Source organism: Chryseobacterium oncorhynchi, assembly GCF_002899895.1.
Taxonomy (GTDB): Bacteria; Bacteroidota; Bacteroidia; order Flavobacteriales; family Weeksellaceae; genus Chryseobacterium; species Chryseobacterium oncorhynchi.
On record NZ_PPEI02000001.1, the window covers coordinates 825,100 to 837,600 of the forward strand.

Consider the following 12,501-nt stretch of genomic DNA (forward strand, 5'->3'; position numbering starts at 1 on the left):
GTTAAAATTTAAATGAAACAATGCAACCAAATGTTTTAAAGGATGGAAGATTGAAAAAATCCAACCCTTTTCCATTATCTGTGTCATAAAAGTTCTGATTAGGATCCACTCCCTTATTGGCCTGCCAAAGCACAATGTTATTTATATAAAATGTCAACTTTAGAGACCTCCGGGTATTATTAATAGGAAAATTGGCAGATACAGAAATATTGTTGATCCTTACATAATCCGCTTTTTGTACATAGTTTTCTGCCACTCCCAAATAACCATATCTGGACCATTTGTTTTCCTGAACATTCCGATGAGGATCATAATAATCTACCGGAGTTTGATTGATATTTCCGTTAGCATGAACTCCCTGAAAAACATAATTCTTAATATTTCTTTCTTCTCCGGAATCATAAGAGCGGCCATAATAATCAAGAACTGCCTGTGTACCATTCCAAAGCTGACCTCCTTTTTTCCACTCCCAATTGATATCCAGTGAAAACTTTTTGTAAGATAAACTGTGATTGAATTTCATGACAAAATCAGGAGTAGGATCTGCTATAACTTTCATACCTTCTCCTCTTTTAGGAAAACCAGAATCATCAATAATCAATTGTCCATCAGGGTTTCTCTCAAAATAACTTCCCATTACAGCTCCCAAAACCTGCCCCTCTGTAAGGGTTTTATAAATATCCTGAAAACCAGAGACTGCGTTATTATTATAACCATAAGCAACTTGATTTACAATATCTTTATATTTAAAAAATGAAATTTTATTGGTAATAAAAAAATAGTTTCCTAAACGCAATCCATCATATGCAAAGTTGAATTCATACCCACTGTAGGTATGATCTGCCATATTTTTTATTTTTAACTGATTATTTTCAAATATGGGAAAAACATCATCTGTGATTTTCTTATTGAAGTACTCACCCTCAAGACTCATATAATACCCAAAGTTTAGTTTACCTCCAATCTTCCACTCTTTTGTATTGATATTGGATAGCCCTTTGAAACCTTCAGCTTCCTGTACTGGAAAATATTGATAATAATTTTCTGCTTTCAACAAAGTAGTTCCATAGGAAGCATATGATTTTGTAACCTCAGGTTCCGTACTCTGATGAATATAGCTTCCTGAAACTTTAAAGTCATAATTTCTCCAATTAAAAATATTATCAAACCTTATATAACCTGCAGCTTTTGGAAGCCAATAATTATTCCTATTTGAAGTATTGGAAATGTAAAATGAATTTCCAAGATTGAAATTAGCTCTAAAATCACCATCCTGAATTTCCATATTATAATTAAAAATATAATCCTGAGAAGTTCTTTGATAGATATACTTTTTATTGACAAAACTATTGTAAACATCAGATTTTATATCATTTAGGATAAAATTAAGATTAAATATATTATTAAAACTATAGTTCCCAAACTCATAGCTTGCTTTTATATTGGAATGATACAAGCTGTTATTCTGAGTTCTTTCGTTGGAGATTCCATTGATGAAACCATAGGTAGATGGCTGATATTGATCCAGATTCCAAAGAAAATTATTTTCATAGGATTGAATTATGTCTAATTTAAAATCTCCCCAGCTTTTATTAGCATTAAGACCAAACTGCCTCTGACGAGTTTGATAACGGTATTTATCATTCTGCATAGAAAGAAAAGATGGGTTATCAGCATATTGACTGTACCTCCTCTGCGATCCATCATTTAGCAATGCCTGCTGCTCGTTTGAAAACGAAATGGGAGTCAGTAATGAATTTTGATATATCCTATTAAAAAGCCCAATTCTATTGGCATTTGTAGCTTTATTTTCTTCATAATTAAATGAAAAGTCCACGATGTAACCTCCAAAATTTGTTTTGAGTTTTGTTTTAAAGGAATTAGTCAGATTAAACTGATCGATGAAATATAATTGATTTTTTTGCTGTCTAAGATCAAGTGTAAGCCTAAGCTTCTCGACATAATCTCTTTTAATGATGGTATTTATACTCAGTTGATTACTATTCCCAACCATAGCTTTAAACAGATTATTGTTATATCCTTTTGCCTGTTTAAGCCCATCAGTCCAGCTAATCAGCTTTCCATTCTGATCATACTTATAAGACTGGCCATCAAATGCCAGTGTAGAAATATCCGGTCCGAAACTAAACATTTCATCTGTTTCAGGGCCTTTCCAGGCAAGGTTGCCGTTCTCTGATCTTCCTTGAACATATCTGCCCTGGGTTGCCGGAATAGCATTATGGCTTTTAATATCCATAGAAGAAGTAAAGTTACCGTTCACTACTAATGTCCATTGACTTAGTTTTTTCAGGATATAAGTACTGTCTTTTCTTACCTTCAGTTTTCTTATGCCATTAAAGTCTTTGTCAGAATGTTTGCTTAAAATTGTTTTAGTATTATCTATGCTAAATTCGTCAATGTCTTTCTTTGAAACCTGGCTGTAGTATGCCTTGCTATAAATATTTTCAACCTTTTTATTATCTACCTGATTTTTCAGAATATTTTTTAATTCACTTAACTTATATGATGAAACTACCTCGGTATTCTTACCTTGATTCCATACTAAAGTATCGTAGGGTTTGGCAGCAATGATAGCAAACCCCTCAGCATCGGTAAATTCAGAGACTCCACTGTTTTTATTATAAACTTTTAGGAAGTTCTCTGCTTTATTTTTCTGGTTTAAAAATTTTCCTGAATAATATAAATTCGAGTCTTGTGCCTGCAATACCGTAATCGTAAACGGCAGCAGCAGTAAATAGTTTTTTTTCATCTTCATGGTAATGTTTCTCAAAATAAGGAAAAAAGAAATTCCCGGAGAAATTTCTTTTTCATTTTTTAGTATTATTTTTTAATGATCTTAAAGGTTTCCCAACTCATATTGGTCCGAATTCGGATCAAATAGATTCCCTCTGGATATGATGTCATATCAATAGTATTTTTGCTTTCATCTAAATTTTCCTTTTTCATAATAATTTTACCTGCAAGATCATAAATAAACAGTTCATCAATTATATTCGGTGATTTTATTTTGATCATTCCTTTTGTCGGATTTGGGAAAACTACTGTTTTGAAGTCTACTTGGTTGCTTATTTCCGTTTCCATTTTTTTATTGATATTTTCATTAGAAATTCCTTTGCTACACTCCGGAAGAGTTGCTCTTTGGAGGATTATCCTTAGTAATAGATCATTCAATTTTTCAACTTCATAGGAGTCGATAGTAGGTTTAATGTGATTATTTCCTATCCCACTATCATTGGTCAGAAATGTATAGGTTCCATTTGTGAGTAACGCAAAGTTTCTCATTAAATATTCGGTTTCCTTATTGGTACCACTTGCAGCTAAAGGAATAATGGTAATCCCTTTTTTAGCAGCATCTTTTATTTTATCATATAATTTTCGGACATTTTCTTCTGATTGGTGTGGCGGTGCATCCAAAATAAGGAACAAAATCTTGGTAGAATTTGTACTGCTCCATTTCAATTCATCAATGGAAACCTGCATTGCTTCTACTACAGCTTCCGGAGTATCTCCTCCCCCCGCAGCTTTTTGTTGCTTGATAAATTCTATTAGGCTCTCTGCTTTATCAGAAAAGTCAAATTTTCGGGTAATATATTCATCTCCTTTATCTCTATAGAATACAGAGCCATATCTTACTTCTGTATTTTTCAAACTGATTTCAACTTTTCTTAAGACATCCAACAACTCAGATTGTAAATAAGAAATCTCATCTCCCATAGAACCTGTTGCATCAACTACAAAAGCCAAATCCAATATCCTTTTTTCCAGACATGATTTATTCATAACAATCAGGTTTTGTCCATTTTTGAACTCCGTGACATCGTTATTTAAAATCTGGTCTGCGGCATCAGATAAATAATACTTTCGGGAATCTGAATTTTCGTTAGTCATCGGATTGATCCATAATTCTGCATTTCCTAAATTATCTGAAACAGCCTCCCAGATTACATTTTTCTTATCATCTAATAGCTTTATTCTTTCTCCTACAACCGGTTTCCTATCCTTATTTACCAATTGTACAGAAACTCTCCTATCAGCAAAAAACTTCCAGATATTTTTATATTGATCAAGGCTTGGTACTGCTATATCTTTCCAATAGTTCCATTTAGAAAAATCATTCACTTCTCCAGCGGTAAGTAGCCCTGCTTTTGGGAGCTCTTTTTCTTTTTCTATGGGTTTCTTTGGTAATTCCTCGATACTTTTTGAAGAAAGTTCTTCAAATTTTGCTTTTTCAGCTCCTCGTAAACGTTTTGTTCTTATAATAATTACCCCATTGCCTGCTCTGCTTCCAAATAATGCTGATGCCTCTTCATTTTTAAGAACTTTTATATCTTTAATCCTTTCCGGTTTTATAACACTTAAAGCTTCTGGATTTACAGGTAAACCATTCACCACAACCAAAGGTTTATGACTGCTTTCACTTATACTGCTTAGTCCTCTAATAGATACACTTCCATCTTTTCCTGACTTAGAAATGGATATTCCTGCAACATAACCACCTAGTTCTTTTGCTATGCTTACCTCACTAGAAGCAGTACTTATCGGTTCTTTCTTTTTACTCCCATATCCAGTGATTACAACCTCTTCAATAGCCCTATCTGAAGTTTCTAAATGGCGTTGAATAGGCGGCGGTAGAAATACAGATTGAGCACTTGGTGCTTTTAACGGTATGGGAACAGGATTACTATTAACCGCTAATTTCTCTACAATAGGATTAGACTTGTTTTTCTCTTTTTCTCTTTGAATATTATCCTTTGTTATGCTGTCTATAGTTGCAACATGGGTACTTACAACTTGTTCCTGTAAACTTCTGATCTCCACTATTGCAGGTTTTACAGACTCTACAGTATTATTTTTATTTAGAAAGTATAAGGCACCCAAACCAATCATCAAGCTAGCTGCAATCCCATATGGAAACCAGACAGGAATGATTCTCTTTTTTTCCTCTTTTTTATCCAGTTTTTCTTCAATCTTACCCCAAACTTTATCAAAACTGGGAAAAACCGTTGGTTCGTCTGAAAGCTTAGAAGCTTCATTGAATTTTTGATCTATATGATTATTTTCCATTGTTGTAAAAGTTTTAAATGTTTTGATTTACCAAAAGTTCCTGTAGTTTTTTTCGGGCAAAATTGAGCTGGGATTTTGATGTTCCCTCACTGATGGAAAGCATCGAAGCTATTTCCTTATGTGGATATCCCTCGATGGCAAATAGATTAAAAATTGCTCTACAACCTTCAGGAAGAAAATTCATTAGATTTAGAATATCTTTCTCAAAAGAAATATTTTCTACCGTTCCCTCTGAAGCACCCATAAAGTTTTCATCCAGGGAAATATGAAGGGCCTTATTAGCTCTTAATTTTTGAAGGCATTCATTAATTGCAATTTTCTTTGCCCAAGGTTCAAAGGTATCAGAATTCTGAAGCTGATTGATTTTTGTGAAGATCTTGTAGAATGTATCTGCCAATACTTCTTCTATATCTTCATCGTTTTTTAAATAGCGTCTGCAGACGGAGTACAGCTTGCCCGCCATTTTCTCATAGACTTTCCGCTGTGCATTGCGGTCGCTACGTTGGCATTCTAGTAATAATTCTCGTTCCATAGTCAGGAGTTATATTAGTATAGATGCTGGAACTTTCGTGAGGGTTGGAAACATAATAAACTTTTTTTGATATAAAATTGTAAAATCACAAAAAGAACAAATAGATTAATTCATATATTCTACCATTCTAGTCTTTATAAGATTTTGCCTTTCAGTACTTTTATTTTTCAACATTTTTTTAATTTCAAATTTAACTTTTCCTCTTGTAACAAATCTCTACTAGTAACGACTATTAATGAAATAATCTTTTTATAGTAATGAAAAATGCGAAAATTGCATCATTACTTTTTGTTTTGTCTGCAGGAAGTATGATGTTTGCCCAAGATGACTTAATCAATAAGTTAAAAAACAACCACTCACAAAATGCTAATTTCCAGTTCACCACACTAAAAGACGTTGGTGCAACTTCTGTAAAGAACCAAGGTTCATCAGGAACTTGCTGGAGCTACTCCGGAAATTCATTCCTTGAATCTGAAATGCAGAGAATGGGCAAAAAGCCTGTGGATCTTGCTGAAATTTTTACAGCAAGAAATTCTTACCATGATAAAGCGAAGTTATACGTTTTAAATAATGGAGCTATCAGTTGGGGTGACGGTGGAGAACTTCACGACGTTATCAATATGTACAAAAAATATGGTGCTGTTCCTCAGGACGCGTATTCAGGGTTGAAAGCCGGACAGACAACTAACAACTTCAAGGACATGCAGGGGAAATTAAAACCTGTTCTTGACAGTCTTGTTCAGGCTTCTTCTAAAGGAAAGCTTTCTGACAACTGGATGGATTCTGTAGATGCTATTCTTGATGAATATTTAGGAAAAGTACCTGCTAACTTCACTTATGAAGGGAAAAACTACACTCCTAAAACATTTGCTAAGGAAGTCGTGGGAATTAATCCTGAAGATTATGTAGAATTATCTTCTTATAAAGACTATCCATACTACCAGAAATTTGTAGTTCCAATTCCTGATAACTGGAGCCACGATTCTGACTGGAACGTTCCTATGAAAGATCTTACTGCAATTGTTGACAACGCAGTAAACAAAGGATATTCTATTGGTTGGGCAACAGACGTTTCTGAGCCGTATTTCTCATACAAAAATGGTGTAGCATATGTTCCGGATATGGATCTAGAGCAAATTAATGCAGAAAACAAACAGACTTTGTTTACAGAGCCTAAAAAAGATAAAACCATCACTGAAGATATGCGTCAGAAAGCTCTTAACAACCTTTCTACGACGGATGACCACGGTATGCACATCGTAGGTTTGGCAAAAGATCAGACTGGTAAAGAATATTATATGGTAAAAAACTCTTGGGGAGTAACGAATGACTTCGCAGGATATCTTTATGTATCAAGACCATATGTTGAGTACAAATCAACGGCTATTTTGGTTCACAAGAATGCAATTCCAAAGAGCATCCTTAAGCAATTAAAGCCAACCAAGAATATTGGTTTATAAGAAATCACTTCTGTCATTTTTGATGACAGTTTTAGATATTTAAATCTGTTAAAAACGCGCTTCCATAAGTTTGGAAGCGCGTTTATTTTTATGAATATGTCTTATAGGTTATTTTCCCGTCAGATGGAGAAAGTAATCTGCCAGAGAATATATTTTAGGCTTAGAACCTGCTTTATAATCAATGATCAACCATTTATTCTGAGATTCTTTTTTATCAAAAACATATTTTTCCTTTGGAAACTCAATTATTTTATGATCTGTAAAAATGATCTTATCGGGAGCTGCTTCATTTATTTCTGCAGAATAATAATTAGCATCATCAGCAATTGTATAGAAATTGTCTTCTCCCTGTTTTTTCTTAATATCTGCAATTTCCGCTTCATCAGGGCTCAGCATCAATATTGTAGAGCTAGTGATTATAGTATCCGCCTTTACTTTCTTATCTGAATTTTGAGTCAATGGTGACTTCCTTTCTGCTTTTTGACACGATAATAAGCAGGTTAATAATGAAAAAGATAGGCTTACGAAATATTTCATGGGCTTCATTTAAATGATTAAAAATTGTGTATTTATAATGTAATTGTATCCGGACATTTGATAAGGTGAGCCATTTTTTCTTTATGATTAAATGGATTTTCTATTTGAATATATTTTCCTGTCTTTTTATAATAAAAACCAAACCAGGTTAGGTTTATTCTGGATTCATCAATAAATTCAAAATAACCAACAGGTTTTTTTCTGTCCATGTTATCCCAATTTTTCATCTCTTTTGGTAAAGGGATAATGGGAGGAAAATCGGTGAAATAAAGTTCATATTTATTAATTCCCACCTTTTTAAGATCAGCATTCATAGAGAATCTTTCCAGTACAGTAAATTGAGCACTGGTGATTACTGATGAGATGTACACTCGGTTTCTTGCTTTACAACTTGAAGACCATACTCCTTCAATTGCCTTTACAGAAATCTCAGATATTGCTCTTCCTGCCAGTGGTACAGATTGTTGCTTTTCTTTTTGTTGGCCATCACAGGAAAATAGAAATAGTGACATCATTATTGTCAACAGTGTTTTCATCATAGTTTTTAATTTTTTAGAACCTCTTGAGCATAGTTTGGATTTATGCCATACTACAACAAAATTTTATTCCCTTTTTTTATTCTGAAAATTTATCTGAAATTGTTGCAAACTTATTTAAAGATAATGAGCCTACAAATAAAGGAAAAAATACATTACCATAAATCTCTTTATAATTATCTCACTAATTCGCGAAAAGTATTGCTGAATTATCAAAAAATACTACATTTGTAATGATCAACAAATTATTATAAATGAAAAATCTAAAGAAACTAGGAAAATCAGAATTGAGAAAAATCAATGGTGGAAATGCTCCTTCCTGTGAAGGCGGACAAATTGCTTGCCGTCATAAAGCTGAGGATGGCTTTCCTGCCTACTGGACCTGCGAATCTGCAGCACTTGGATGTAGGTAGATTTTAAAATTACAAAACCGGTCCTCAGAAATTCTGAAGACCGGTTCTTAATAAATAGGTGAAAATTAAATATAAAATAAAGTGAATTATGCTGATTAATATGATGGATGAATAATTAATTTCGCTTTACAAAAGAATAAATTATGCTGTAAAAAATTATCTGCAAAGCCTATTCATTCTTCTCCAATTCATATTAAAATAATACGCTCATACTTTCTGCTGAAAAGTCTAAAAGTTCCTCAACCTTTCCGTCCTTGATCTTTTTTACCCATTGGTGATCCTGTAAAATAGCACGTCCTACGGCAACAAGATCAAACTCCTCATTATCAAGTCTTCTCATCAACTCTGTAAGGTCTGTTTTTTCTGTTCCCTGACCTGCAAAAGCATTTAAGAAATCTCCGTTTAATCCTACAGAACCTACTGTAATGGTTGGTTGCCCTGTAATTTTCTTAGCCCAGCCTGCAAAGTTTAAATCAGAACCATCAAATTCCGGTTCCCAAAAACGACGCTGTGAACAATGGAAAATATCTACTCCGGCTTCTTTTAATGGTAACAACCAATCTTCCATTTCATTGGGTGTAAAAGCTAACCTAGTCTTATAATCCTGCTGCTTCCATTGTGAAAGACGGATAATAATGGTAAAGTCCTCTCCTACTGCTGCTCTGATAGCTTTCACTACATCTACAGCAAATCGGCTTCTTTCCTTTAAGGTTTTGCCCCCGTATTCATCAGTTCTTGTATTGGTTACTTCCCAGAAAAACTGATCAATGAGGTAACCATGTGCACCATGAATTTCAAGGCAATCAAACCCTAGATCTTTTGCAGATTTTGCAGAAGCTGCAAATTGTGCGATTGTATCCTGAATATCTTCAATAGTCATCGTTGAAGCCTTTTCCATTGGAACTAAAGGATAATCTTCAGACATTCTGGTATCTCCTACATGCCAGATCTGTGGTCCCATTTTACCACCATTCTGATGTACAGTGTCTATTACATTTTTCCAGCCGTTTAAAGCTTCTGTTCCGTAGAAATCCGGGATATTTTGTAAGTTTTTTGATCCTGGTCTGTTGATAACAGTTCCTTCAGAAAGAATTAGTCCTACTTCTGAGGCTGCTCTTCTTCCATAATAGTCTGCTATGTTCTGGGTAGGAACTCCATTGTCAGATTGTGCTCTGGTCATTGGAGCCATTACGATTCTATTTTTAAGCTCTAGATTCTTGTATTGAAACGGTTTAAATAATGATAATGTACTCATAATTTAAAATTGTATTTTATAATTGTTACACAAAGTAACTAATAATAGTTCGTTTTTGTATCTTTCATTGAAAAAATAGTGGTAACTTCGCAGTAACTTACATTAGTAACATTAAAGTAACGTATGAGATTTCGGTTTTATATAGTTTAAAAAAAACGTATCCCTATGAAAAAGAATGAATTAATGCAATACAGCTGTCCGCTGGGCAAGGCAATGGCCGCCTTGGGAAGCAAATGGAAACCCATCATTGTTCTGGTTATTAAGGACAGAAAATTACGCTTTGGAGAGCTTGCTGTACGCATTAATGTAATCTCCAGAAAGGTATTGACTGATCAATTGAGGGAAATGGAAAGCGATGGATTGATTATCCGTGAAGAATTTAAGGAACTTCCTCCAAGAGTTGAATATTCCCTTACCGAAAAAGGATTGGCATTGCTTCCAATTTTATATTTACTGGAAGAATGGGAGGCAAAATATCAAGTAAAAGGACTATACGATAAGGATTGTAGTCTGGTAGATAATAAAACGAAAAAGGCTGTCAATGTTTGATAGCCTTTTTCTATATAATCTTATTTTTAATAATTTGTCTTAATTTATCAATTGACATATCTTCTACATTTCGATGAAGCATTCTATGACAATTTGAACAAACAATTGCTAAGTCTTCTAATGCTGTTTTCTGTCTAGATTCATAAGTTGACAAAGGTTTTATATGATGACATTCAATAAATTCATATCCAATTTCTCCATATTTTTCATGAAAATCAAAATTACAAACTTCACATTCTAATTTTCCTTTTTCCTTTAGCACATTATTCTTTTTAGTCCTTATTAATCCACTATCTCTCTCCTTTAGTTTATGTAATTTATATAAAATCTCACCTTCAAAGCTTTCTTTAACAGAGCTATCAATCTCATCTTCAATTTTATAAAGCTTAATTAATGTTTCTTTTTCAAGGATTGAATCTAAAATCAAATTAGCAATTCGTTTCAATTCACTTCCTTTTTTATAAAATTCATTAAAAGTTTCTTCATCTAGCTTAGAATAACTGGATAGTCCTTGATTTTCATTATCTGCATCAATAGCCATAAAATTACTTAATTTCATTGCTACACCACTCGGGCTTCTGAAATTCAACTTTCTTTGTTCTTCAGAATATATTGGTAGTTTATTTAATCTTTCTGATAGCTCTATAACCTGAAAGTTAGTTTTGGTGAATAAATTAGAATCAAGCTCATAGTATAGATTTAAAGTTAAAATTAATTCATCTCTATGCCATCTAGGATTTTTCATGGAATATTTTTAAATGTAAAATTAGCTTATATATTATTTCTTTATAATCAGCATATTGGCAAAAGGTGTGATCTTTTTGTTCTCTGTTATTTTCAATCCGGAGGGCGCAATGGCGTTTTTCCATTGTTTCCAGCTTAAAAAGTGAAATGCTCCGATATTAAAGAAAATAAAATTGGTCGTATCTCTAAATTGCTCTGAAACAACAATGAGTCCTCCTTTCTTCAAAACCCTTTTAGCTTCCTTAAAGAACAAAACTCTTTTCTGGTGGTCCAGAACTTCATGGAGAGCGGTCACGGCAAGAATTACATCCTGAGATTCGTCTTCAAACGGTAATGTTTCTACAGCAATTTTTATTTCTTTGGGATTTGGGGGAAACGTTTTTTTAGAAACTTCAATACCACTTTCATGTTCATGTCTGTTTCCATAAATATCACAAACCGTAAGTTTCAAATGAGGATATTTCTCTTCCAACCGCATGGATAAAGGATCAAAACTAGCATGGATAAGGACTGCATTTTCAATTTTGTTCCAGTTGACGGTGTCTTCTAAATTATTGAGTTCATACAGATCAGAATGGTCATAAAGCCAATAAGAAGCAACTAGAGATGCTATAATATTTAAAACAATAAGAATACTCAATCCCCATAATAACCAGGTAAAAACATCGGAATGAAGCTGAAATGACAACATCAAAAGAAGAATGGAGACAACAACTCCAAGCAGGATTTTTTTATAGTTGAATAGAATAACTAATTTGGTAATTTTCATGGTAGTTTTTGATATCTCTTGATTTTCAAATTTACAAACTTATTCTGCAATAAAATTCACTTTATTTTAAAAAGCACTTTCAAAAAGGTAAGTATAGAACCAAAATGTAAGTATATGGTTTTTGAATTGTTTCTGATGCAACTTTGCATAAAAATTTTTCATTATGAATTATAAAGATATCGCTAAAGAAACCATTGGAAACCTGTATAAAGCTCATACAAGCATTAGGAAATCGGGCATTGATGAAAAGCTTATTGCCTTGGCAGAACTACGTGTATCTCAAATCAACGGATGTGCTTATTGTTGTAGTTATCATGCAAAAGAATTATCCAACTTTGGCTTTGATCAGGATATTATTAACAGGCTTCCGGGCTGGAAGCACACCAAAGTCTTCAATGATCAACAAAAGCTTGTTTTAAGCTGGGCTGAAGCTATAACCAACAATACTGATAATTGGCATGAAATCAAGAAAAAACTTACTGAACATTTTTCTAAACGTGAAATTGTAGAATTAACTGCCAGTATCACTTTAATGAGTACGCTGAATAAACTAAGGATTACTTTGGCTGAAGAAGATTAAAAAACAAAGGCTTTCAGAAATCTGAAAGCCTTTGTTGATAT

Annotated in this window: 12 protein-coding genes; 4 read left to right on the forward strand and 8 right to left on the reverse strand. The window is 33.4% G+C overall.

What is annotated here, in order from left to right; genetic code table 11:
* Position 1: 1 nt before the first annotated feature.
* From C1638_RS03840 to C1638_RS03850, 3 genes are all read right to left on the reverse strand, one after another.
* The gene (locus C1638_RS03840) at positions 2-2,770 is read right to left on the reverse strand and encodes a hypothetical protein (protein WP_123838329.1); all 2,769 of its coding nucleotides are present in this window, start codon (positions 2,768-2,770) and stop codon (positions 2-4) included.
* A gap of 71 nt (positions 2,771-2,841) precedes the next feature.
* A complete protein-coding gene (locus C1638_RS03845; protein WP_109618345.1) occupies positions 2,842-5,085 on the reverse strand; it encodes a T9SS type A sorting domain-containing protein in 2,244 nt (747 codons plus the stop codon).
* A 13-nt stretch (positions 5,086-5,098) separates the two neighbouring features.
* Positions 5,099-5,617, reverse strand: coding sequence for an RNA polymerase sigma factor (locus tag C1638_RS03850; protein ID WP_109618347.1), 519 nt, complete (start codon positions 5,615-5,617; stop codon positions 5,099-5,101).
* Between the two features lie 257 nt (positions 5,618-5,874).
* On the opposite strand from C1638_RS03850, the gene C1638_RS03855 reads away from it, so the two are divergent.
* Complete coding sequence (locus C1638_RS03855; protein WP_109618349.1) at positions 5,875-7,077, forward strand: C1 family peptidase; 1,203 nt, start codon at positions 5,875-5,877, stop codon at positions 7,075-7,077.
* 108 nt (positions 7,078-7,185) lie between these two features.
* Here the strand turns inward: C1638_RS03855 and C1638_RS03860 are convergent, their stop codons facing one another.
* Both C1638_RS03860 and C1638_RS03865 read right to left on the reverse strand, forming a co-directional pair.
* The gene (locus tag C1638_RS03860; protein WP_109618351.1) at positions 7,186-7,614 is read right to left on the reverse strand and encodes a hypothetical protein; all 429 of its coding nucleotides are present in this window, start codon (positions 7,612-7,614) and stop codon (positions 7,186-7,188) included.
* 32 nt (positions 7,615-7,646) lie between these two features.
* On the reverse strand, positions 7,647-8,153 hold the full coding sequence (locus C1638_RS03865; protein WP_123838330.1) for a hypothetical protein: 507 nt from the start codon (positions 8,151-8,153) through the stop codon (positions 7,647-7,649).
* 251 nt (positions 8,154-8,404) lie between these two features.
* Here C1638_RS03865 and C1638_RS22245 point away from each other — a divergent pair, with 251 nt between their 5' ends.
* Complete coding sequence (locus tag C1638_RS22245) at positions 8,405-8,563, forward strand: bacteriocin-like protein (protein WP_165826494.1); 159 nt, start codon at positions 8,405-8,407, stop codon at positions 8,561-8,563.
* Between the two features lie 193 nt (positions 8,564-8,756).
* On the opposite strand, the gene C1638_RS03870 is transcribed toward C1638_RS22245, so the two are convergent.
* Positions 8,757-9,818 carry an NADH:flavin oxidoreductase gene (locus tag C1638_RS03870; protein ID WP_109618355.1) on the reverse strand — a complete coding sequence of 354 codons (1,062 nt, stop codon included), beginning with the start codon at positions 9,816-9,818 and terminating at the stop codon, positions 8,757-8,759.
* Between the two features lie 165 nt (positions 9,819-9,983).
* On the opposite strand from C1638_RS03870, the gene C1638_RS03875 reads away from it, so the two are divergent.
* On the forward strand, positions 9,984-10,367 hold the full coding sequence (locus tag C1638_RS03875; protein ID WP_109618357.1) for a winged helix-turn-helix transcriptional regulator: 384 nt from the start codon (positions 9,984-9,986) through the stop codon (positions 10,365-10,367).
* 10 nt (positions 10,368-10,377) lie between these two features.
* On the opposite strand, the gene C1638_RS03880 is transcribed toward C1638_RS03875, so the two are convergent.
* Together C1638_RS03880 and C1638_RS03885 are read right to left on the reverse strand one after the other, a co-directional pair.
* Positions 10,378-11,112 (reverse strand): HNH endonuclease, encoded by a 735-nt coding sequence (locus C1638_RS03880; RefSeq protein ID WP_109618359.1) that lies wholly within the window; start codon positions 11,110-11,112, stop codon positions 10,378-10,380.
* Between the two features lie 33 nt (positions 11,113-11,145).
* The gene (locus C1638_RS03885) at positions 11,146-11,880 is read right to left on the reverse strand and encodes a class I SAM-dependent methyltransferase (RefSeq protein ID WP_109618361.1); all 735 of its coding nucleotides are present in this window, start codon (positions 11,878-11,880) and stop codon (positions 11,146-11,148) included.
* A 163-nt stretch (positions 11,881-12,043) separates the two neighbouring features.
* Between C1638_RS03885 and C1638_RS03890 the strand changes: the two genes are divergently transcribed.
* Positions 12,044-12,460 carry a carboxymuconolactone decarboxylase family protein gene (locus tag C1638_RS03890; RefSeq protein WP_109618363.1) on the forward strand — a complete coding sequence of 139 codons (417 nt, stop codon included), beginning with the start codon at positions 12,044-12,046 and terminating at the stop codon, positions 12,458-12,460.
* Positions 12,461-12,501 lie beyond the last annotated feature (41 nt).

What these genes read in the sequence shown, in the direction of transcription:
- C1638_RS03840 (WP_123838329.1), bottom strand. Translation starts at nt 2,770, where the DNA reads ATGAAAAAAAACTATTTACTGCTGCTGCCGTTTACGATTACGGTATTG.
- C1638_RS03845 (WP_109618345.1), bottom strand. Translation starts at nt 5,085, where the DNA reads ATGGAAAATAATCATATAGATCAAAAATTCAATGAAGCTTCTAAGCTT.
- C1638_RS03850 (WP_109618347.1), bottom strand. Translation starts at nt 5,617, where the DNA reads ATGGAACGAGAATTATTACTAGAATGCCAACGTAGCGACCGCAATGCA.
- C1638_RS03855 (WP_109618349.1), top strand. Translation starts at nt 5,875, where the DNA reads ATGAAAAATGCGAAAATTGCATCATTACTTTTTGTTTTGTCTGCAGGA.
- C1638_RS03860 (WP_109618351.1), bottom strand. Translation starts at nt 7,614, where the DNA reads ATGAAATATTTCGTAAGCCTATCTTTTTCATTATTAACCTGCTTATTA.
- C1638_RS03865 (WP_123838330.1), bottom strand. Translation starts at nt 8,153, where the DNA reads ATGATGAAAACACTGTTGACAATAATGATGTCACTATTTCTATTTTCC.
- C1638_RS22245 (WP_165826494.1), top strand. Translation starts at nt 8,405, where the DNA reads ATGAAAAATCTAAAGAAACTAGGAAAATCAGAATTGAGAAAAATCAAT.
- C1638_RS03870 (WP_109618355.1), bottom strand. Translation starts at nt 9,818, where the DNA reads ATGAGTACATTATCATTATTTAAACCGTTTCAATACAAGAATCTAGAG.
- C1638_RS03875 (WP_109618357.1), top strand. Translation starts at nt 9,984, where the DNA reads ATGAAAAAGAATGAATTAATGCAATACAGCTGTCCGCTGGGCAAGGCA.
- C1638_RS03880 (WP_109618359.1), bottom strand. Translation starts at nt 11,112, where the DNA reads ATGAAAAATCCTAGATGGCATAGAGATGAATTAATTTTAACTTTAAAT.
- C1638_RS03885 (WP_109618361.1), bottom strand. Translation starts at nt 11,880, where the DNA reads ATGAAAATTACCAAATTAGTTATTCTATTCAACTATAAAAAAATCCTG.
- C1638_RS03890 (WP_109618363.1), top strand. Translation starts at nt 12,044, where the DNA reads ATGAATTATAAAGATATCGCTAAAGAAACCATTGGAAACCTGTATAAA.